The organism is Mycobacterium pseudoshottsii JCM 15466, from assembly GCF_003584745.1.
Classification (GTDB): Bacteria; Actinomycetota; Actinomycetes; order Mycobacteriales; family Mycobacteriaceae; genus Mycobacterium; species Mycobacterium marinum.
Map to the genome: position 1 here is coordinate 1,484,314 of NZ_AP018410.1, position 20,912 is coordinate 1,505,225.

Genomic DNA, 20,912 nt, shown 5'->3' on the forward strand with positions numbered 1-20,912 from the left:
GGGTGGGAGGTGACGGCGGGACCGGTGGCATCGCCGGCAACGGGGGCGACGGCGCCAATGCCGTCAACCCGGGCCAAGCCGGTGGGGCCGGTGGTAACGGCGGCGATCCCGGCGCCGGTGGTGCTCTCGGCAAGGGAGGCGCGGGCTCCGTGAGAGGTGCGTCCGGCGTCTCAGGCGCCGCCGCCGATCACGGCGGCAACGGCGGCAACGGCGCAACCGCCACTACTGCCGGGGCCGCCGGTGGCGCGGGCGGCGCTGGTGGCAACGGCGGCCTGGCTGGCGACGGCGGCGACGGTGGAAACGGAGGTAACGGCGCCAGCGGCGTGGCCGGCGCTGCGGGCGCGGATGGCTCCGTCGGTCGCCCAACGAACGGCGAAGACGGCGGCACCGGCGGGATCGGCGGTGCCGGTGGCAACGGTGGTATGGGCGGAAGCCTCGCAGGTGATGGGGGCTCCGGCGGTACCGGCGGTAGCGGCGGCACGGGCGGGGTCGGCGGCCGGGGCGCCGATGGTGGCGATAATTCGGCCGCCGGTGCCAGCGGTGTATTCGGAATGGCGGGCGGTGCCGGTGGCACCGGCGGTGCGGGCGGGGCCGCGGGTGCGGCACCGGTCGGCGACGCGGGCAGCTTGGGTGCCGGCGGGGTCGGTGGAACCGGCGGCCAGGGCGGCGACGGCGGCAACGGCGGCAACGGCGCCAACGGGCAAACGGGTGGATACATCCACGGCGCTAGTGGCGGTAACGCTGGCGCCTCCGGTGCAGGGGGTGCGGGCGGGAGTGGCGGCGCTGACAGTAACGGAGCCACAAGTGCCAACGGTGCTACCGGCGCGGCGGGTACCTGGGGCAACGGTGGGAACGGCGGAAACGGCGCCGACGGTGCCGGCGGCGAGGCCGGCGGACGTGGGGGGCGTGGCGGTGACAGCCTGTACGGGACAGCGGGCGACGGCGGCGCCGGCGGCCGGGGCGGCGACGCCTATGCCGGCCACAACGCCGGAAATGGCGGAAACGGCGGGGTCGGCGGGGCCAGCAACGTCCACTCGGGCGATGGCGGTAGGGGCGGTGCCGGCGGCACCGGCCTACCAGGGGTCCCGCCCCCATTTGGGAGTGGCGACTACCTGGCCGGTAGCGGCGGGAACGGTGGTAATGCTGGTGCTCTGGGGGTCATTCCGGGTGCGCAAGGCGAATACGGCGGCGCCGCCAATGGCATCGATGGCGGCGGCGGCGGTGCCGGTGGCTTCGGCATCTCCCTATCTTGAGACGGACCGGCTCAGCGGGAGAACAGCAGCGCCCGCTTGACTTCCTGGATCGCCTTGGTCACCTCGATGCCGCGCGGGCAGGCCTCGGTGCAGTTGAACGTGGTGCGGCAGCGCCACACGCCGTCGACCTCGTTGAGGATGTCGAGTCGCTCGGCGGCCGCCTCGTCACGGCTGTCGAAAATGAAGCGGTGCGCGTTGACGATCGCCGCCGGGCCGAAGTAGCTGCCCTCGTTCCAGAACACCGGGCAGCTGGTGGTGCAGCACGCGCACAGGATGCACTTGGTGGTGTCGTCGTAGCGGGCGCGGTCGGTGGGGCTCTGAATGCGCTCCCGGGTGGGCGGGTTGCCGCTGGTGATCAGATAGGGCTTCACCGCGCGATACGCGTCGAAGAACGGCTCCATGTCGACCACCAGGTCTTTTTCCACCGGCAGCCCACGGATCGGTTCGACGGTGAGGGTGAGCTGTTTGCCCGATTTCTTGGGCAGCAGGTCACGCATCAGCACCTTGCAGGCCAGCCGGTTCACGCCGTTGATCCGCATGGCGTCGGAGCCACACACTCCGTGTGCGCAGGAACGTCGGAAGGTCAGGGTGCCGTCCAGGTAGCCCTTGATGTAGATGAGCAGGTTCAGCAGCCGGTCACTGGGCAGGCACGGCACCCGGAAGCTCTGCCAGCCGCCGGTCGATGCGAAGGCCTCGGGGGCATCCGGGTTGAACCGCGCGATCTTCACCGTCACCATCACCGCACCGTCCGGAACCGGCGGCAACGGTGGGGCCAGCGAGTCGGTGACGTCGTCGGAGGAGGCCCTCTCAGTGTCCAAAGACATCAGTACTTCCGTTCCTTGGGTTCGTAGCGGGTCTGCACGACGGGTTTGAAGTCCAGCCGGATGTCGCTGAGCAGGTCGGTGCCTTCTTTGTAGGCCATGGTGTGGCGCATGTAGTTGACGTCATCGCGGTTGGGGTAGTCCTCGCGGGCGTGCCCGCCGCGGGACTCCTTGCGGTTCAATGCGCCGACCACGGTGACTTCGGCCAGCTCCAGCAAAAAGCCCAGTTCGATGGCTTCCAGTAGATCGCTGTTGAACCGCTTCCCCTTGTCGTGCACGGTGATGCGGGAATACCGCTCCTTGAGCGCGTGGATGTCGGTGAGTGCCTGTTTGAGGGTTTCCTCGGTGCGGAACACCGCGGCATTGTTGTCCATGGTCTGCTGCAGGGCACCGCGGATGTCGGCGACGCGCTCGTTGCCGTGCTCGGACAGGATGTCGGCTACCCAGCTGACCACCATCGAGGCCGGCTCCGCCGGCATGTCCACAAAGTCGTGCCCGCGCGCGTAGCGAGCCGCGGCGATACCGGCCCGGCGGCCGAACACATTGATGTCCAGCAGCGAGTTGGTGCCCAGCCGGTTGGCGCCGTGCACCGAGACGCAGGCGCACTCACCCGCGGCGAACAGGCCGGGAACGACGTGAGTGTTGTCCCGCAGTACCTGTCCGGTGACGGTGGTGGGGATGCCGCCCATCACGTAGTGGCAGGTCGGATAGACCGGCACCAGCTCGTGCACCGGGTCCACCCCCAGATAGGTGCGGGCGAACTCGGTGATGTCGGGCAGCTTGGCCTCCAGCACGTCCTCGCCCAGGTGGCGGACGTCGATGTAGACGTAGTCCTTGTGCGGACCGGCGCCGCGGCCCTCCAACACTTCCAGCACCATCGAGCGGGCGACGATGTCGCGGGGCGCCAGGTCGACGATGGTGGGGGCGTAGCGCTCCATGAAGCGCTCGCCTTCGCCGTTGAGCAGCCGGCCGCCCTCGCCTCGTACCGCCTCGGAGATCAGGATGCCCAGGCCGGCCAGGCCGGTCGGGTGGAACTGATGGAACTCCATGTCCTCCAACGGGAGTCCCTTGCGGAAGACGATGCCGATGCCATCACCGGTCAGCGTGTGCGCGTTCGAGGTGGTCTTGTACATCCGGCCCGAACCGCCGGTCGCCAGGACGATGGCCTTGGCGTGGAAGATATGAATGTCGCCGGTCGCCAGCTCGTAGGCGATGACTCCGGTGGCGACCGGACCGCTCGGGGTCTCGGTGAGCGCGAGATCGAGCGCATAGAACTCGCTGAAGAACTCCACGTCGTGCTTGACGCAGTTTTGGTACAGCGTCTGCAGGATCATGTGCCCGGTGCGGTCGGCGGCGTAGCAGGCCCGGCGCACCGGAGCCTTACCGTGGTCGCGCGTGTGCCCGCCGAAGCGGCGCTGGTCGATGCGGCCCTCGGGGGTGCGGTTGAACGGCATCCCCATCTTTTCCAGGTCGAGCACCGCGTCGATGGCCTCTTTGCACATGATCTCGACGGCGTCCTGGTCGGCGAGGTAGTCGCCGCCCTTGACGGTGTCGAACGTGTGCCATTCCCAGTTGTCGTCTTCGACGTTGGCCAGCGCGGCGCACATGCCGCCCTGGGCCGCGCCGGTGTGACTGCGGGTCGGATACAGCTTGGTCAGCACCGCGGTGCGGACCCGCGGACCCGCTTCTACCGCCGCACGCATGCCGGCACCGCCCGCGCCGACGATCACCACGTCGTATCGGTGTTGCTGGATCAAGGCTTGCCTTTCCGGACTTTCTGGACTTTCAGGAGATGTTCGCGTCGAACGTCAACAGCACGTAGCTGCCTAGGGCCAGCGTGAACACGATCGACACCACCAGCAGCGAATTCAGCCAGAATCGAGTGGAATCCTTGCGGCTGTAGTCGTCGATGATGACTCGCAGCCCGTTGCCGCCGTGCAACTGTGCCAGCCACAACAGCAGCAGATCCCAGGTCTGCCAGAAGGGGGACGACCAGCGCTGCGCCACGTAGTTGAAGTCGATTCGGTAGACCCCGTTTTCCCACATCAGCCCGATGAACAAGTGCCCCAGCGCCAGGAACACCAGCACTACGCCGGAGAATCGCATGAACAGCCAGGCGTATTTCTCGAAGTTGGGCATGCCGGCGCGGCGACGCGGCGAACGTGGATTGTCCAGGCTGGCGGGCCGGTCGTGGCTGCGCTGCAACACCGGAGCGTGCTCGCCCCGGCCGAGCTGGTGGTCTGGGGCGCTCATAGGAAGTGCTCCGCCATGTGAATGCCCAGCACCACCGCCGACGGCACCAGGATCAGCAGCCAGGCCACGCCGACGACCGCCAACATCAGCCGCTGATAGCGCGGCCCCTCTGACCAGAAGTCGATCAAGATGATCCGGATCCCGTTCAGTGCGTGGTAGGAGACCGCGATCACCAGCCCGAATTCCATCAGGCCGACGATCGGTGTCTTGTAAGTGTCGATTACCGAGTTGTAAGCCTGTGGGCTCACCCGCACCAGGGCGGTGTCCAGAACGTGGACAAACAAGAAAAAGAAAATGGCGGCGCCGGTGATGCGGTGCAGCACCCACGACCACATTGCGGGATCGCCCCGATACAGGGTGCGTGGCGGTCGCCTTTTACGGGAAGATCCCGGCGCCTTTTTCGCGGCGGCCGGATCCACGATTGTCACCGTTGTGCTCACCTTTTACTGACCCCTTCCAAGCCCTTCAAGCACCCCTAAAAGCCCCTCAAAACCACGGTCGAACAGCTCTTGTCGGGCAATTGAGCTTATCTTGACCGCGATGCGCGCGATACCGCACTCTGCGATCCAGATCATGTGTCGGCTACCGGGAGTTAGGGTGACTTACCTGAAACAGGCCATCGTCGAGCGGGGTTGGGAATGCCCGATATTGATTGGAAACAATTGCGCGACAAAGCAACCCAGGTTGCGGCCGGGGCTTATGCACCCTATTCGCGGTTCCCGGTCGGTGCCGCCGCGCTGGTCGACGACGGCAGGGTCGTTACCGGGTGCAATGTGGAAAATGTCTCATACGGGCTTGCCCTGTGCGCGGAATGCGGTGTGGTGTGCGCCCTGCATGCCACGGGTGGGGGTCGGCTGGTCGCGCTGGCATGTGTCGACGGCCGCGGAGCACCGCTGATGCCGTGCGGCCGGTGTCGCCAGCTGTTGTTCGAGCACGGTGGCCCGGAGCTGCTCGTCGACCATCTCGCCGGGCCTCGCCGGCTCGGCGATCTGCTGCCCGAACCTTTCCACGCCGACCTCACCGGGGAACCAACTTGACCGACTTCGAGTTCGATGCACCGACGGTGATCCGCATCAAGCGTGACGGCGGTCGGCTGTCCGATGCCGCTATCGACTGGGTGATCGACGCCTACACCGAGGGCCGGGTCGCGCCCGAACAGATGTCGGCGCTGCTGATGGCGATTGTCTTGCAGGGCATGGACCGAGGTGAGACCGCCCGGTGGACATCGGCGATGCTGGCGTCGGGCCCGCGGTTGGACTTCTCCGATCTGCGCGCGGGCGGTGCGCCGTTGGTGACCGTGGACAAGCACTCCACCGGCGGGGTGGGGGACAAGATCACGCTGCCGCTGGTGCCTGTCGTCGTCGCCTGTGGGGGCACTGTCCCGCAGGCGTCGGGTCGTGGGCTCGGCCACACCGGCGGCACCCTGGACAAACTGGAATCCATCAGTGGATTCACCGCGACGCTGTCCAACCAGCAGGTGCGTGAACAGCTTTGCGATGTCGGCGCCGCGATCTTCGCCGCTGGTGAGCTGGCGCCCGTCGATGCCAAGCTGTACGCGCTGCGCGACATCACCGGCACCGTGGAATCGCTGCCGTTGATTGCCAGCTCGATCATGAGCAAGAAGCTGGCCGAGGGGGCGGGCGCGCTGGTGCTGGACGTGAAGGTCGGCTCGGGAGCGTTTCTGAAATCCGAAACCCAATCACGTGAATTGGCACACACCATGGTCGAGCTGGGCGCGGCACACGGCGTGCCCACCCGAGCGCTGCTGACCGACATGAACTGTCCGTTGGGCTCGACCGTCGGCAATGCGCTCGAGGTGGCCGAGGCGCTGGAGGTGCTCGACGGCGGTGGGCCGCCCGACGTGGTGGAACTGACGGTGCGGTTGGCAGCCGAGATGCTCGACCTGGTTGGGATCGATGGCCGCGACCCGGCCGAGACGCTGCGCGACGGCTCCGCGATGGACCGGTTTCGCCGGCTGATCGCGGCCCAGGGGGGAGAGTTGGCCAAACCGTTGCCGATTGGTGCGCATTCGGAAACCGTCCGGGCCGGCCGCGGCGGCACAATGGGCGACATCGATGCGATGGCGGTGGGGTTGGCGGCATGGCGGCTCGGCGCGGGCAGGTCCCGCCCCGGCGCACGGGTCCAGCACGGCGCTGGCATTCGGATCCATCGGCGACCGGGGGAGCCGGTGGCGGCCGGTGAGCCCTTGTTCACGCTCTATACCGACACCCCCGAGCGGTTCGGCGCCGCGGTAGCCGAGCTGGCCGCCGGCTTCAACGTCGCTGACAGCGCGCCGACCACTCGGCCTCTCATCATTGATCGGATCAGCCGATGACAGACATGCCGACGCTAGACGCAATCCGGCAGGCGCCCAAGGCCCTGCTGCATGACCACCTCGACGGCGGGTTACGTCCGGAAACCGTGCTCGACATAGCCGGCCAGGTCGGGTACGACGGCTTGCCCTCCACCGATGCCGGGGAGCTGGCGAGTTGGTTTCGCACGCAGTCGCACAGCGGCTCGCTGGAGCGCTACCTGGAGCCGTTCTCGCACACCGTCGCGGTGATGCAGACGTCCGAAGCGCTGTATCGGGTCGCCTACGAGTGTGTGGAAGATCTGGCCGCCGACGCGGTGGTCTATGCCGAGATTCGTTTTGCGCCAGAACTACACATCAATCAGGGATTGACCTTCGACGAGATCGTCGACGCGGTGTTGGCGGGCTTTGCCGCCGGCGAACGGGCCTGTGCCGGTGCCGGGTGTCCCATCAAGGTGCGCCTGCTGGTCACCGCGATGCGACACGCGGCCATGTCGCGCGAGATTGCCGAGCTGGCGATCCGGTTCCGCGACAAAGGGGTAGTGGGCTTCGACATCGCCGGCGCGGAAGCCGGCTACCCGCCGTCGAGGCACTTGGACGCATTCGAGTACATGCGGGACAACAACGCGCGCTTCACGATTCATGCTGGTGAGGCGTTCGGTCTGCCGTCCATCCACGAGGCGATCGCGTTTTGCGGAGCGGACCGGTTGGGTCATGGGGTGCGGATCGTCGACGACATCGAGGTGGGTCCCGACGGCGATGTGAAGTTGGGCCGGCTGGCGGCAATCCTGCGGGACAAGCGGATTCCGTTGGAGCTGTGCCCCAGCTCCAACGTCCAGACCGGAGCGGTGGCCAGCATCGCCGAGCACCCCTTTGACCTGTTGGCCCGCAGCCGATTCCGGGTCACCGTCAACACCGATAACCGGTTGATGAGCGACACATCGATGAGCCAGGAGATGTACCGCCTGGTGGAGACGTTCGGCTACGGGTGGAGCGATATCCAACGCTTCACGATCAATGCCATGAAGTCGGCGTTCATTGCTTTTGACGAGCGCCTGGAGATCATCGACGAGGTGATCAAGCCGCGGTTCGCGGTGCTGATCGGCTAGCCGGGCGGCTACCCGCCGGAATTGCCGAACACCAGTCCGCCGGACCCGCCGGCACCGCCGACTCCGTCCTGTCCGTCGTTTCCGGCCGGGATGTCGGGCGGACTGTCGGGCCCGCCGGCCCCGCCGGTCCCCGCCGCTCCGCCGGAGCCGCCGGAGCCGATGACCTGTGCGGCTCCGCCGTTTCCGCCGTTTCCGCCGTTGCCGCCGGTGCTACCCGGGTAAAAGCTGGCCGTTCCGGCTCCGCCCGCGCCGCCGCTACCGCCGGAGCCGTAGAGCCATCCGGCCGTGCCGCCGGTGCCGCCGGCTCCGCCAGTGCCTCCGAGCAGACCGTCGACCCCATCCGGGGTACCCGCTACTCCACCTTGTCCGCCGGCCCCGCCGTTGCCGATCAACCATCCGGCGGCGCCGCCGGTGCCGCCGCTGCCGCCGCCGCCGGCGAACACTACGGTGCCGGGCCCCCCCTACTCCGCCGTTTCCGCCGCTTCCGCCGTCGCCGAATAGCCTTGCGGCCCCGCCGCCACCGCCACTACCACCGGTCCCGCTTGCGGAATCCCCCAACCCGCCGACACCACCGGTCCCGCCGGCACCTCCGCTGCTGGCCAACCAACCGCCGTAGCCGCCCTGGCCACCGTGACCGGCGTCGCCACCGGCGGGGGCGTTGCCATTGCCGCCGGTTCCGCCGGTCCCACCAGCCCCGCCGGCTCCGAACAATCCGGCGGCACCGCCATTGCCTCCCGCCCCGCCACCGCCGGCGATGTAGTTTGACGCCACGCTGGCGCCGCCTTGCCCGCCGGCCCCGGCGTCGCCGGACAGCCAGCCGCCGCCTCCGCCGTTGCCACCGTTGCCGCCATTTCCGGCATGGATTCCAGTCCCGCCACCAGCTTCTCCGCCGGTGCCGCCTTGGCCGCCGATGCCCCCGCGGCCCCACCAGCCGGCGGCTCCGCCGGCTCCGCCGTTGCCGCCGTTACCGCCGTTGACACCGGGCAAGCCGGCGACGGCGTCTCCGCCGTCTCCGCCGGTTCCGCCGTTGCCGAACAGCCAGCCACCGGCGCCGCCGTTGCCGCCGGCCGCACCGGAGCCGCCGGTGCCACCGGCGCCGCCGTTGCCGATCAACCCGGCTGCACCTCCGGCCCCCCGGCTTGCCCGGCGGCGCCGGAGCCGCCGGCGCCGCCGTTGCCGTAGAGCCAGCCGCCGTCGCCGCCGGCTTGCCCGGTGCCCGGTGCCCCGTCGGCGCCGTCGCCGATTAGTGGGCGGCCAAAGATGTCGGGGATCCCGTTGCCCGAGTACAGTCGTCCGCCCACGCCGCTGGCGCCGGCGCTTCCGGTCACCCCCGCGGCCCCGGTTCCGCCGACCCCGCCCTCCCCGCCGCCACCGCCGGCACCGATCAGCTGTGCCGCCCCGCCGTTGCCGCCGTTGCCGCCGTTGCCGCCGTTGCCGCTGTAGCCCGAGACTTGGTTGGTATTGCCGGCGTCGCCGGCGCCACCATTGCCGATCAGCCCGCCGATGCTGCCGGTGCCGCCATTACCGCCGCTGCCGCCGGCGCCGCCGTTGCCGTAGAGCCACCCGCCAGCGCCACCGGTCCCGCCGGCCCCGCCGTCGCCGGTAAACGTCTGGCTTGCCCTGCCGGCCCCGCCGGCGCCACCGGCGGCGCCGTCGCCGAACAATCCGGCGGCACCACCGCTGCCACCCGCGCCGCCGTTGCCGGGAAAGACGGGGCTGGTACTGTCCAGGACCCCGCCGGCCCCGCCGGCCCCGGCGTTACCACTGAGCCACCCGGCGCGCCCGCCATCGCCACCGGCGCCGCCGTCGCTCGCGCCGACTAATCCCGCCGGTCCGCCGTCGCCGCCTTGTCCGCCGGCTCCGCCGTCGCCGAAGAGCCCGGCGGCGCCCCCGGCCCCACCGACCCCGCCGGCACCGGCAACCAGGCCATGGTCGGCGGCGTTGCCGTCTCCGCCGACTCCGCCGTTGCCACCGGCACCGGCGTTGCCGGCGAACCATCCGCCGTTGCCGCCGTTGCCGCCGTTGCCACCGACCCCGCCCGTTTGGCCGTAGGCGATATCGGCCGGGTCGCCGCCGGCTGCCCCGCCCTCGCCGCCCGCGCCGCCGGCCCCACCAGTGCCCCACCAGCCGGCCGCGCCACCGTTGCCGCCGTTGCCACCGTTGTTGCCGTTGAAGCTCACCGGCCCCGGCGCGCCGGCCCCACCGGCACCACCCGCGCCGCCGTTGCCGTAGAGCCAGCCCCCGATCCCGCCGGCACCGCCGTTGCCGATCAACCCGGCCGCCCCGCCGGCCCCGCCGGCCACTCCGGGGTTGGTGCCCGCGGCGCCGTTACCGCCGTTGCCGTAGAGCAGTCCACCGGCTCCGCCGGCCTGCCCTGGCGCGGTTCCGTCGGCGCCGTCGCCGATCAGCGGGCGCCCCAACAGTGCTTGGGTGGGGGGCGTTGACGACATTGAGCAGGTCTTGCAATGGCGTGGCGGCGGCGGCCTCGGCGCTGGAGTACAGGCCGCCACCCGCGGTCAGGGCCGCCACGAATTGATCGTGAAACGCTGTCATCCGGGCGCCGAGGCTCTGATAGTCCAGGGCGTGGCCGGAAAACAGCGAGGCGATGGCTTCGGAGACCTCATCGGTCCCGGCGGCCAGCAGCTCCGCGGTGGGTGCCGCGACCGCGGTATTGGCCGTGTTGATCGCCGAGCCGATATTCGCCAAATCCGACGCCGCGGCCGTCACCATCTCCGGAGCCACCAACACAAACGCCATCGCTGCCCTCCAAGTCGGATTCCCCATCAACAAGATCGACAGCGCATGGTGGCATCCGGGCGTTTCGATTGTGATTCATATGATTTGCTGAAGCCCCGTCCAATTCATGGACGCCCCGTCGTGCTTGCCCGCCATTGGCTGTCAGCCGGGTGCGGGGCATCTGTGATGATGGGCGGGTGGCAGCAGCGACCGAAAACCCCAAATCGGGGTCTAGACCCGTCGACTCGCCGGCTCTCGCACACATCGATGCGGTATTGGCGCAGGTTGACCAGGAGTTGGCGGCTCGCTACCCGGGCGACGGCCCCGGCGTGCAACCGGTGCACACCGTGTACGTCAGCGCCGCCGAAGCTACCTCCCAGACGCCTTCCCAGTGGGGTGCCGCCGCCGCCGCGTTGCTGCAGCGCCATGTCGACCTATTGAGCGAACTTGGCGACGATGCGGCACTTGGGTTGGTCCAGCGACGTCTGGCCGCCGGCCCCATCGAGGACCTACGGCTGGACTTCGAGGACGGGTACGGGATACGCGGTGACGACGTGGAGGACGACGACGCCGTGCGCGCCGGACAGACGTTGCGGTCGCTGGGACTGCCTGTCTGCGGCGTCCGGATCAAGGGCTTGACCAGCTCCGAGTGGCGTCGGGCGCTACGCACACTGGAGCTGGTGCTCGACGGTGCGGGTGGTGTTCCGGACGGTTTCGTCTTCACCGTGCCCAAGCTTCGCGCCGGGGACCAGGTCGGCGCGGCGGTGCAATTGTGTGAGGCCCTGGAAACAGCGCACGGCTTGCCGACGGGCGCTCTGAAGTTCGAATTGCAGATCGAGAGCCCGCAGGCAGTCATCGGCCCGGACGGCGCCGCTACCCTCGCACGAGCGATCCACATGTCGCAGCGCCGCTGCACCGGCCTGCACTACGGCACCTACGACTACAGTGCCGCGTGCGGGATCGCACCTCAGCACCAGGCGCTCGATCACCCGGTGGCCGACCACGCCAAGGCGGTGATGCTTGCCGCGGCCGCGCAGACCGGTGTCCGGGTCTCCGACGGATCCACCAACGTGGTGCCTGAGGGAACCGAAGAGCAAGTGGTGCAGGCGTTTCGGAGTCACTACCGGTTGGTCACCCGGTCGCTGGAACGCGGTTATTACCAGGGATGGGACATGCATCCCGGCCACCTGGTCACCCGATGGCTTGCCACCTTCACCTTTTTCCGGGCGGCGCTGGGCGTTGCCGCCCCGCGGCTGCAGGCTTATCTCGAGCGCGCCGGTGGTGGTGTCATCGACGAGCCGGCCACCGCGGAGGCACTGGCGGCGGTCGTGCTGCGTGGCCTTGATTGTGGAGCCTTCAGTGCCGACCAGGTGCGCGACGCCGCACCTGGCGCCACTGAGTCAGTGCTGCGAGCCCTAAAAATGCGAATACCGCAGGAGTACAACCCTTCATGACAGATACCCCGGACTTCACCTGGCTGCCCGATCTGGCGCTGCGACCGCTTGGCGGCGCGGTGATTTGGGCCAACGATGAGTCGTTCGCCGAAAAAGAGAACCTGATCAATCCGGGCCCCGCAAGCTATCGCCCGGCTTCCTTTGGGCACAAGGGCCAGGTCTATGACGGATGGGAGACCCGCCGTCGCCGTGAGCCTGGTCACGACCAGGCGATCGTGCGACTCGGTGTCCCGGGTGTGATCCGCGGTGTGGTGGTCGACACCGCGTGGTTCAAGGGCAACTACCCGCCCGAAGTCTCGATCGAGGCGTTAGCGGTCGACGGTTATCCGCCGGCCGAGCAGCTGGCCAGCGACGGTGGCTGGGAAACGATCGTGGCCCGTGCCAAGGTGGTCGGTGACGCCGACAATCCCTTTGTGGTCAGCTCCGAAAAGCGTTGGACCCATGTGCGGCTCAGCATCTATCCGGACGGCGGCGTGGCGCGGTTGCGGGTACACGGAGAGGGACGTCCCGACCGTCGGTTCCTAGGTGCCGGCCCGCTGGATCTGGCCGCGCTGGAAAATGGCGGGCTGGTGCTGGACTGCTCGAACCGCTTCTACAGCTCGCCGCAGCACGTCATCTTCCCGGGCCTGGCGCGAGTCATGGGTGACGGTTGGGAGACTGCCCGGCGTCGTGACGATGGCAACGACTGGGTGCTGATCAAGCTGGCCGGCCCCGGCGTGGTGCGGCTGGTCGAAATCGACACGTCGTATTTCGTCGGGAATAGTCCGGGCGCGGCGGCGGTGGTTGGTCGGCAGCCCACTGGCGAATGGATCGAGCTGCTACCGCGCACCAACCTCTTGCCCGACACCCGGCACCGGTTTCTGGTCAGCACCAAAGATGTTGTGGATCAGGCTCGTTTGGAGATCTATCCGGATGGCGGGCTATCGCGGCTGCGGCTGTTCGGGGACCTGGCGTGACCGGGTATCCGCGGGATATGACCGGGTATGGTCGCACGCCGCCCGATCCCCAGTGGCCCGGCGGTGCGCTGATCGCGGTGCAATTCGTGCTGAACTACGAAGAGGGGGCCGAAAGCAGCGTCCTCGACGGCGACTCGGGGTCAGAGACCTTCTTGTCCGAGATCGTGCCCGCACAGTCATTTCCGAACCGGCACATGAGCATGGAGTCGCTCTACGAATACGGATCTCGGGCGGGCGTGTGGCGGGTGCTGCGGGTCTGCGAGCAATCCGGCGTGCCGCTGACCATTTTCGCCGTCGCCCAGGCGATGCAGCGAAACCCAGAGGTGGCAAAGGTTTTTCGTGAGCTCGGTCATGAAATTGCTTGCCATGGGCTGCGTTGGAAGTCCTACCAAGAGATCGACCGGGATACCGAGCGGGCCCACCTGTCCGAGGCGGTGCGAATCCACCATGAGCTCACCGGGTCCGCGCCGCGCGGTTGGTACGGCGGTCGCGACTCACCGCACACCCGCGAGCTGGTGGTCGAACACGGTGGTTTCCTCTATGACTCCGATTCGTATGCCGACGACCTGCCGTACTGGGTGCGGGTCGGCGCCAGCGATCACCTGGTCGTGCCGTACACCCTGGATACCAACGACATGCGATTCGCCTCACCGGCGGGGTTCTCCAACGGCGATGAGTTCTTCGCCCATCTGCGCGACGCGTTCGATGTGCTGTATGCCGAGGGGCGTGCGGGCAGCCCGAAGATGCTATCCGTCGGTTTGCATTGCAGGCTGGTCGGCCGCCCGGCCAGAACGGCTGCCCTGCAGCGCTTCCTCGACCATGTGCGGTCCCACGATCGGGTGTGGCTGGCCCGGCGCGTCGAGATCGCCGAGCACTGGCGCGAGGTTCATCCGGCGCCAACCGGGTGATAGGGCGGCGCTATGGCGAGCCGGCCGCGGGTAGCCAACAGGTAGTAGACGACTAGCGCGACACCGCAGCCGATGAACCAGCTGTACTCCGCGGCGGTGTACATGCCGTAGACATCGCTGGCCAACACCGGGACCATGGCAATCGCCGCTGACACGGCCGTGGCGATGACCGCGGCGGGGTTGTATCCCTTGCGGTACCAGTAGGTTCCGTCGTGCGAGAGGCTGAACAGGTCGTCGACGACGACGTGTTGCTTGCGCACCAGGTAGTAGTCCGCGATCAGCACGCCGAACAGTGGGCCGATGAAGGCGCCAAGGGTCTCGAGCGTGTAGTGGATGACATCAGGGTGGTTGTACAGATTCCACGGCGTGATCAGCGCCGACCCCACCGCCGCGATCATCCCGCCGGTTCGCCAGCTGATCCGCTGCGGGTTGACGTTGGAGAAGTCGAACGCAGGGGAGATGAAGTTGGCGACGATATTGATGCCGATGATCGCGAAGGTGGAGTCGATGCGTGCCACCGTCTGCACCGGGTCGGTGATCAGTTCGCCGAACACCGGAACGGTGAGCGAGGCCGTGACCACCACCAGAAGCGAGAACAGCAGGAAGTTGAGCGGCAGCCCCAGGAAATTTCCCTTGCGTACCGCGCCGAACGAGCGTCCGTAGCGGGAGAAGTCGCCGAAATTGAGCATCGGGCCGGAGAAGTAGGACACCACCAGCGCGATGGCCCCCAACATCACCGGTATCGCATCCCATCCGGAGTACCTCACGTCGCCGAGATTCAAAACGATGGCAGCCCAACCGGCCTTGCTGATGAGATATCCGGACAGCGCGAACATCACGACGTATACCGCAGGACCGCAGAAGTCGATGAACTTGCGAATGGCCTCCATGCCGCGCCAGAACACGCATGCCTGCAGAACCCACAGAATCAAGTAGCTGGCCCAGCCCAGTGCCGGCAACCCCAGGAATCCGTAGTCCTCGACGACGGCGTAGCGGGCCAGGCCGGGAAACAGCTTGATCATGACCACATCGAGTGCGGCCGAAGCAAGGTATGTCTGGATTCCGTACCAAGCCACCGCGATCAGCCCGCGGATGATTGCCGGGATGTTCGCGCCGAGAACGCCGAATGCGGTCCGGCAGATGACGGGATACGGCACGCCGGTTGCCTGACTGGGCCGCGCCACCAGGTTGTACAGGAAGTAGACGATGGTGATCGCGATGACCAGTGAGACCAACACCTGCCAGCTGGCCAGTCCCAGCGCGAACAGGCTCCCCGCCGTCACGTAGCCCCCGACGCTGTGCACGTCTGACATCCAGAAAGCGAAGATGTTGTAGGTGCCCCACGTCTGCTCGCGCAGCGGCGCCAGGTCGTCGTTGGTCAGCCGAGGGTGATAATCGGGCTTGATGTTGGCGGGTCCGGCTCCATGGCTCGGCGAATGCACTGGACTGTGCGGTGCGGTGGTGTCGATCATGGCTCTTCCGTCGGGCGTCGATGAACCCATGACACTATTTCCAAGGTATTGCCGTCACATTTCGCGCGGGCTATGTGCCTATTGCGCGTGAGGCGGATGGGTCCAGCGTTAGAAGGGTGGCGGTTCCTCGTCATCGGATGCCGATGCGTCGCGCGGCCCGAAATAGCACTCTTCCCAACGCCGTCGCCGGGCTTCGCGGCGAGTCATGTTGTGGTTGCGTTCGGCCGCAATGCGTGCGGCCGAGCTTTGGGCGCGAGTTCGGGCGCGTTTGGGCATCATCGCGTCGCGGCTTCCGCAGTGATCCTGCGGCTTCCGAGCGGGGGCGGCAGCTCTGGGCTGGGCGCGAATAGTCCCGGGAGAAGCCATGCGCTGCCCGGCGTGGTGACGTAGGTCTGCCCATCGGGCAACGACCAGATGACAGTTGCATCCGGTAGCTGCTCGTCGTGCCAGCCCCAAAATGTCTTGAGCAGATGATGTTTGCGGCAGAGGCATTTCAGGTTCGACGGATGCGTCGCTCCGCCGTCGCTGTACGGGATTGTGTGATCGACATCGCACTGGGTTGCGGGTCGATCGCAGCCGGGAGCCCGGCAGGTCAGGTCGCGGGCGCGAACAAAGTCCATCAGTGCCGGGGACGGTACATATCCGGTTTCGGCCAGTATCGGCGTCGACATTGGTTGGAGCTTGGCTGATTTGGCCAGTTCGCGCACGATCTCGGCGGGGATGATCCCGTCGCTCGGAAGAACTCCCGGCGCCTCGCCCGCCCCGTCCACCGTCTCGCGACCGGCAACAACGTGAATCACCACTCGGCTGGGTTGTTGCGGAGCGCCCGCGGCCGGGCAGTCCGTCCTGCCGCAGTCGCATATCAGCCGGTCCTGACCGGCGGCCAACGTGCCCAGTGCGTCCGCACGCCGCTGTACGACGGTACGCGGATCATCGGCACAGACTGTCTTGGCGAGTTCATCGAGGCGACGCGCTAGCGCCTCGGCCGTCGCCGAGAAGACCTGGCCGTTGACCAAGGCCATCCCGGGCTCGAGCGGGGCGCAGTCCACATACCGGTCGGCGGCATCGCGTCGCGAGCGGCGTACCGCGTCGCGATCGAATTTTGCAACCACGCGATCGACCTCTGTCGCGAGCTTCCAACTGGTCATCGATGGCCAGCGGGGCGCCTTGATGGCCAGTCGAGCGTCCACGGCCGCCAGGGCGTCAGAGTCGGTGATCAGATCGGTGCGAAACACAATCGTGCGGAACAGCCGAAAGTCGATGCCGCCGGCCCGGAACTCCGCACCCAACTGCGGTAGCCGCTCACGCATCGCCCGCGCATAACGCAGGTTGCTGTGCCCCATCGCCACGCTGGTGTTTAGCGCTGCGGCGACCTCAGCCGCTACCGCGTCGCAGGTGTCGGCCACCCAATCCTCGCGGTTGCCGTGCTGGGACAGCCGCAACCGGAACAGATCGCCGATGGCCGCCAGGCGTTCCGCGGCAGCCCGGGCCTCGGCCCGCGCGGCAGCGGTGATCCGAGTCAGGGGCACGGAATCGTCAATATCGAACACATGTTCGATCATATGCTGGTCCACCGACACCGTGGGGCGCAGCGCCTGAGCACGCACATCGCGGCCTACCATCGCTCGTGTGCTGCGCAACCGGGTCACCGCCCCCGCCGGGGCGGCGCGCGCCTGATGCAGACCTTGCCGGAAGACATTCGCGCCGACGAGGCCAACGTGGTCACCTTGCCCGATGGGCGCGAACTTGCCTGCCTCGAATGGGGCGACCCCACCGGATACCCGACGTTCTACTTTCACGGCACACCCAGCTCGCGGCTGGAAGGAGCCTTCGCCGACGGCGCCGCGCGGCGTGCCCGGTTTCGGCTCATCGCCGTCGACCGGCCCGGCTACGGGCGATCGACGTTCCAAGAGGGCCGCACATTGCGGGACTGGCCGGCAGACGTCTGCGCTTTGGCCGACGCGTTGGGGTTGGACAAGTTCGGCGTGGTGGGTCATTCGGGGGCGGGACCGCACCTGTTCGCCTGCGGTGCCCGGATTGCCCTCTCGCGTCTGGCGTTCATCGGCGCACTCGGCCCCTGGGGGCCGCTGGCGACGCCGGAAATCATGGGTAGCCTCAATTTGGCGGACCGGTCCTACGCCCGTCTGGCCCAACATGGGCCGCGGTTGTTTCACGCCCTGTTCGCCCCGCTCGGTTGGTGTGCAAAGTACGCACCCGGACTGTTCACCAAGCTGATAACCGCTTCGGTACCCGCGGTCGACAAGCACCGGATGCGTGACAAACGCTTCGTCCAACACTTCCAGGCGGTGCAGCTCGAGGCGTTTCGGCAAGGCAGCCGGGGTGCCGCATACGAAGCGTTTCTCGAGTATCGGCCGTGGGAGTTCGACCCCAGTGAGGTGGACGTGCCCACCCATATCTGGCTGGGCACCCACGACAGCTTCGTGCCGCGCGAGATGGGGGAGTACCTCGAGCGTGTGATCCCCAACGTCGAGTTGCATTGGGCCGCCGGCAAGGGCCATTTCAACGTCGAGGACTGGGATGCGATTTTCGCTGCCTGCGCCGCCGACATCTGAGCTCGCGACGCTGTTCGCGCCTTAGCCGCGACGCTGTTCGCGCCTTAGCCGCGACGCTTTGGTTATATGTCGTCGCCGGCTGGCGGCGCTATTCGCGCCTTAGCCGCGACTCCACGAACCGCTCCAACTGTTCCCACTCGCGCACCGCTTTCGCATACGGAGCCGCCGGCTTGCTGCCCGAATCGGGGTCCAACACGTAGGCCACCAACTTGCCCAGCGGCTTGGCCGGGTTGAGCGCCTTGTCGACGGTGCCTTCCTCGGAGTAGTCGCCGATGTCGCGGAGCAATTCGACGGCCAGGTCGAGCTGGTCATGATCCACCGCCTCGGGTCCGTCGGCGAAATCGTCGGCCAGCCCGGTCAACACATAGATGTTTTCGTCGGTCACATCCACCGCCAGTGAGCCGTCCGTGGCGGCGGTGCGGATGTCGTCGTAGGTGGCCAAATCCGACAGATCGTGATCATGCTCGTCGGCAAGATAGCGCGCGAGCGCCCGCTCGGAGCTGAAGACGCTGATCCGGCCGTTGCGGCCCAGGAAGATCGGGCGATCGTCCAGGTAGCAACGAAGCGTGTAGAGGTTGCCCGCGCCGGTCATGATCCGGATCGGGTCAATCCCCACCTTCAGCCAGAAATCCTCGTCGCCGCCCAGCACGACGGTGTCGCCGGCGGCGCGGTCTTCTTCGACGGAGTCTTCCTCGTCTTCCTCGTCTTCCTCGTCTTCGTCCTCGGCGGCCTCGTCCTCGTCGTCCTCATCCGCGGAGTCAGCGCTGGCCTCGTCGTCCTCGCCGGCTGCGCCCTCGTCCTCTTCGGGCTCCTCGGGCTCCTCTTCCAATTCCTCGGCGGCCTTGGCGGATAGCTTCTCGTCAACCTCAGGGGTACTGACGACTTCTTCGATCGCCTTGAGCACGTCGTCCCAGCTGCGAGCGATGATCTCGGCGATCGCGTTCCAGCGTTTCTGGCCGGCTTTACCGGAGAAGTAATCGATGCCGCCCGACACGGTGCCCAGCGTGGGATTGCCGTTGAAGAACTTCGAAACCGCCGTCAGCTCGCAGACCGATCCGATCGACGACACGATCGCCAGGGTTGCGGCCATCGCGTTCACCGATTCCTCGGTCGGCTTTTCGGCCACCAGCTCCTCGACGATGACCAGATCGAACTTCTTGTCGTCGGCCGGATCGAAGTTGTGGGCGTGGGCCTCCGTCAGGTCCTGCCACCCCGGGTGATCAACCAGGTCGTTGTCGGTGTCGGTGCGTACGAATGCGACCAGGTCCGCGACGCTGTCGAAGACGTAGAGGTCCTCGTCCTTGCCCAGGAACGCCTCCCACTCGTCCCCGGAGTCACGCCAGCGCGGTGCCCACAGCGTGTAGTGGTCACCATCGGACAGGCTCAGGCGAATGGGCACGAGGTCAGCAGCCATGCGGCACAGAATAGCGACGGCCCGCCGGCGGGCCCGGCCCGGTAGTGGTTAGCCGCCCCAGATATCAGCGATGACCGGGGCGTTCGCCGCGAAACCCGTCTTGGGCAAGCCGTACATCTGCTCCAGCGTGGAAAGCACGTTGTAGTGGCTGATGGTCTGGTTGTAAGTGCCCGGCCGTACGTGTGCGCCGTAGAACACCGTGGGAATCTGGTTGCGGCTGCCGCCGTCGTCCTCATCCCACGTCACGATCAGCAGGCTGTTGTTGGATCGGGCCCAGTTGGCGTACGGCGACAGTTGACGGTTCAACCACTCGTCAGCTGCCGCGATGGTGCCGTCGTGCATGTTGTTATCCCCGTTGGGGATGACGAAGGACACCGTGGGCAGCCTGGCGTAGTCCGCCGGCGTCGGAAACGCGGAGAAGGGCATCGACAGCGTGGCCGGAACATTGCTGAAGTTCACCCAAGGCGCATGCTTGCGCCCGTACTTTCCGGCGCTGCAGACCGTCGAACCGACTTCGGGCAGGCTCTCGGCGAAACCTACGAACGTGTGGCCCGCGGCGAGCAACTCCGAAGCCAGGTTGGGCGTGCTGCCCGCATTGACCGGACACGTGTTCTTCTTCAAGCCGAAGGTGGTACCGGCGAACAAGGCCAGGTAGTTGGGTTCGCTGGGGTGCGTTTCGGCGAACGACTGCGACATCATCGCACCATTGGCGGCCAGCGCATTGATGAACGGGGCCGCCTTGTTGCCAATGATGTTGGCCTGCGAATGGTTCTCCTCCACCACGACCACCACATGTGAGAACGCCGGCAACGCAGTGGCGGTCAGGTCGATACGCGGGGGAGCGTCGCTACCGTGGGCCGGTAGGGATACCGCCACCGCGCCGAGCACCGCCAGAGCTCGAAATGTACTGGTAAAATGCTGTTTCAGGCCACACACGCCCGGAGTATATGGGCGGCTCGGCCTCGGCGCCGCGAGAAGGGGGAGCGTGTCAGCGGCTTGAATCCGATTGTTATATAGGGTCACCCATGTGGAAGTCCACGTCATTGATCACCCGCTGGCGGCGGCCCGCCTGACCGCGCTGCGTGACGAACGCACCGGAAACGCTGCTTTCCGCCAGGCCTTGCGTGAGCTGACACTGGTACTGGTCTATGAGGCGACCCGCGCAGCGCCCGCCGAATCCGTCGCTATCCGTACACCGCTTGCGGCCACGACAGGCCTAAGACTGGCCAACCCCCCGCTTCTGGTTCCGGTGCTGCGCGCCGGACTGGGCATGGTCGACGAAGCGCATGCGGCGCTGCCGGAGGCGCGGGTCGGCTTTGTCGGTATCGCCCGCAATGAGCAGACCCACCAGCCCGTCCCATATCTTGAATCGCTGCCCGACGACTTGTCCGGGCTACCCGTAATGGTGTTGGACCCGATGCTGGCCACCGGCGGATCGATGACCTTTACCGTCGACTTGTTGTTGTCCCGCGGTGCGACGGACATCACGGTGCTGTGCGTGGTGGCGGCGCCGCAAGGCGTCTCGGCGCTCGAGAAGGCGGCACCGAACGCGTGGCTGTTCACGGTAGCCATCGATGACGGGCTCAACGAGGAGGCGTATATCGTGCCCGGGCTCGGCGATGCGGGCGACCGCCAATTCGGTCCGCGCTGAA

18 protein-coding genes and 2 pseudogenes are annotated in these 20,912 nt (G+C 67.3%); 9 read left to right on the forward strand and 11 right to left on the reverse strand.

The genetic code is table 11. The features are described from left to right. Nucleotides 1-2: 2 nt before the first annotated feature. A complete protein-coding gene (locus MPSD_RS30165) occupies nucleotides 3-1,253 on the forward strand; it encodes a hypothetical protein (protein WP_165601441.1) in 1,251 nt (416 codons plus the stop codon). 11 nt (nucleotides 1,254-1,264) lie between these two features. On the opposite strand, the gene MPSD_RS06735 is transcribed toward MPSD_RS30165, so the two are convergent. Genes MPSD_RS06735 through sdhC form a run of 4 tightly spaced genes read right to left on the reverse strand, consistent with a single transcriptional unit; the run spans nucleotide 1,265 to nucleotide 4,662 of the window. Further along, nucleotides 1,265-2,077, reverse strand: coding sequence for a succinate dehydrogenase iron-sulfur subunit (locus tag MPSD_RS06735; protein ID WP_020788440.1), 813 nt, complete (start codon nucleotides 2,075-2,077; stop codon nucleotides 1,265-1,267). After that, nucleotides 2,077-3,831, reverse strand: coding sequence for a succinate dehydrogenase flavoprotein subunit (gene sdhA / locus MPSD_RS06740; RefSeq protein ID WP_020788439.1), 1,755 nt, complete (start codon nucleotides 3,829-3,831; stop codon nucleotides 2,077-2,079). The genes MPSD_RS06735 and sdhA overlap by 1 nt, the downstream gene beginning before the upstream one ends. Before the next feature lie 28 nt (nucleotides 3,832-3,859). Beyond that, nucleotides 3,860-4,327 carry a succinate dehydrogenase hydrophobic membrane anchor subunit gene (locus tag MPSD_RS06745; RefSeq protein WP_012393082.1) on the reverse strand — a complete coding sequence of 156 codons (468 nt, stop codon included), beginning with the start codon at nucleotides 4,325-4,327 and terminating at the stop codon, nucleotides 3,860-3,862. After that, nucleotides 4,324-4,662, reverse strand: coding sequence for a succinate dehydrogenase, cytochrome b556 subunit (gene sdhC, locus MPSD_RS06750; protein ID WP_012393083.1), 339 nt, complete (start codon nucleotides 4,660-4,662; stop codon nucleotides 4,324-4,326). Before sdhC ends, MPSD_RS06745 begins: the two co-directional genes overlap by 4 nt. 303 nt (nucleotides 4,663-4,965) lie before the next feature. Between sdhC and MPSD_RS06755 the strand changes: the two genes are divergently transcribed. The 3 genes from MPSD_RS06755 to MPSD_RS06765 are packed head-to-tail and all read left to right on the forward strand — an operon-like array spanning nucleotide 4,966 to nucleotide 7,747. Then, nucleotides 4,966-5,364 carry a cytidine deaminase gene (locus MPSD_RS06755; RefSeq protein ID WP_012393084.1) on the forward strand — a complete coding sequence of 133 codons (399 nt, stop codon included), beginning with the start codon at nucleotides 4,966-4,968 and terminating at the stop codon, nucleotides 5,362-5,364. Beyond that, a complete protein-coding gene (locus tag MPSD_RS06760; RefSeq protein WP_020788438.1) occupies nucleotides 5,361-6,662 on the forward strand; it encodes a thymidine phosphorylase in 1,302 nt (433 codons plus the stop codon). Before MPSD_RS06755 ends, MPSD_RS06760 begins: the two co-directional genes overlap by 4 nt. Next, complete coding sequence (locus MPSD_RS06765; protein ID WP_086084678.1) at nucleotides 6,659-7,747, forward strand: adenosine deaminase; 1,089 nt, start codon at nucleotides 6,659-6,661, stop codon at nucleotides 7,745-7,747. Before MPSD_RS06760 ends, MPSD_RS06765 begins: the two co-directional genes overlap by 4 nt. 8 nt (nucleotides 7,748-7,755) lie before the next feature. On the opposite strand, the gene MPSD_RS29005 is transcribed toward MPSD_RS06765, so the two are convergent. The 3 genes and pseudogenes from MPSD_RS29005 to MPSD_RS31030 form a co-directional block, all read right to left on the reverse strand. Next, the gene (locus MPSD_RS29005) at nucleotides 7,756-8,139 is read right to left on the reverse strand and encodes a hypothetical protein (RefSeq protein ID WP_264000832.1); all 384 of its coding nucleotides are present in this window, start codon (nucleotides 8,137-8,139) and stop codon (nucleotides 7,756-7,758) included. Nucleotides 8,140-8,806: 667 nt separating this feature from the next. Continuing rightward, nucleotides 8,807-9,006, reverse strand: a pseudogene (locus tag MPSD_RS29010) (PGRS repeat-containing protein); the annotation flags it as partial. A gap of 849 nt (nucleotides 9,007-9,855) precedes the next feature. Further along, nucleotides 9,856-10,504, reverse strand: a pseudogene (locus MPSD_RS31030) (PE family protein); the annotation flags it as partial. Nucleotides 10,505-10,653: 149 nt separating this feature from the next. Here MPSD_RS31030 and MPSD_RS06775 point away from each other — a divergent pair. The 3 genes from MPSD_RS06775 to puuE are packed head-to-tail and all read left to right on the forward strand — an operon-like array spanning nucleotide 10,654 to nucleotide 13,801. Next, nucleotides 10,654-11,937 (forward strand): DUF6986 family protein, encoded by a 1,284-nt coding sequence (locus MPSD_RS06775; RefSeq protein ID WP_015354793.1) that lies wholly within the window; start codon nucleotides 10,654-10,656, stop codon nucleotides 11,935-11,937. Next, nucleotides 11,934-12,893 carry an allantoicase gene (gene alc / locus MPSD_RS06780; RefSeq protein WP_011740617.1) on the forward strand — a complete coding sequence of 320 codons (960 nt, stop codon included), beginning with the start codon at nucleotides 11,934-11,936 and terminating at the stop codon, nucleotides 12,891-12,893. Before MPSD_RS06775 ends, alc begins: the two co-directional genes overlap by 4 nt. A 17-nt stretch (nucleotides 12,894-12,910) precedes the next feature. Then, on the forward strand, nucleotides 12,911-13,801 hold the full coding sequence (gene puuE / locus MPSD_RS06785) for an allantoinase PuuE (protein WP_085979794.1): 891 nt from the start codon (nucleotides 12,911-12,913) through the stop codon (nucleotides 13,799-13,801). Here puuE and MPSD_RS06790 read toward each other — a convergent pair. Both MPSD_RS06790 and MPSD_RS06795 read right to left on the reverse strand, forming a co-directional pair. Next, a complete protein-coding gene (locus MPSD_RS06790; protein WP_086084679.1) occupies nucleotides 13,780-15,273 on the reverse strand; it encodes an NCS1 family nucleobase:cation symporter-1 in 1,494 nt (497 codons plus the stop codon). The genes puuE and MPSD_RS06790 overlap by 22 nt on opposite strands. Before the next feature lie 275 nt (nucleotides 15,274-15,548). Beyond that, nucleotides 15,549-16,835, reverse strand: a complete 1,287-nt coding sequence (locus MPSD_RS06795; RefSeq protein WP_020788432.1) for an HNH endonuclease signature motif containing protein — start codon at nucleotides 16,833-16,835, stop codon at nucleotides 15,549-15,551. Nucleotides 16,836-16,949: 114 nt separating this feature from the next. On the opposite strand from MPSD_RS06795, the gene MPSD_RS06800 reads away from it, so the two are divergent. Further along, nucleotides 16,950-17,846, forward strand: coding sequence for an alpha/beta fold hydrolase (locus MPSD_RS06800; RefSeq protein WP_020788431.1), 897 nt, complete (start codon nucleotides 16,950-16,952; stop codon nucleotides 17,844-17,846). 88 nt (nucleotides 17,847-17,934) lie between these two features. Here the strand turns inward: MPSD_RS06800 and satS are convergent, their stop codons facing one another. Together satS and MPSD_RS06810 are read right to left on the reverse strand one after the other, a co-directional pair. Then, entirely contained in the window at nucleotides 17,935-19,260 is a 1,326-nt protein-coding gene (gene satS, locus MPSD_RS06805) for a protein export chaperone SatS (RefSeq protein ID WP_036426868.1), read from the reverse strand. Between the two features lie 48 nt (nucleotides 19,261-19,308). Further along, a complete protein-coding gene (locus tag MPSD_RS06810) occupies nucleotides 19,309-20,196 on the reverse strand; it encodes an alkaline phosphatase family protein (RefSeq protein WP_085981831.1) in 888 nt (295 codons plus the stop codon). A 91-nt stretch (nucleotides 20,197-20,287) separates the two neighbouring features. On the opposite strand from MPSD_RS06810, the gene upp reads away from it, so the two are divergent. Next, nucleotides 20,288-20,911: a uracil phosphoribosyltransferase gene (gene upp / locus MPSD_RS06815; RefSeq protein WP_086084680.1), complete on the forward strand. Its 624-nt coding sequence runs from the start codon at nucleotides 20,288-20,290 to the stop codon at nucleotides 20,909-20,911. Nucleotide 20,912 lies beyond the last annotated feature (1 nt).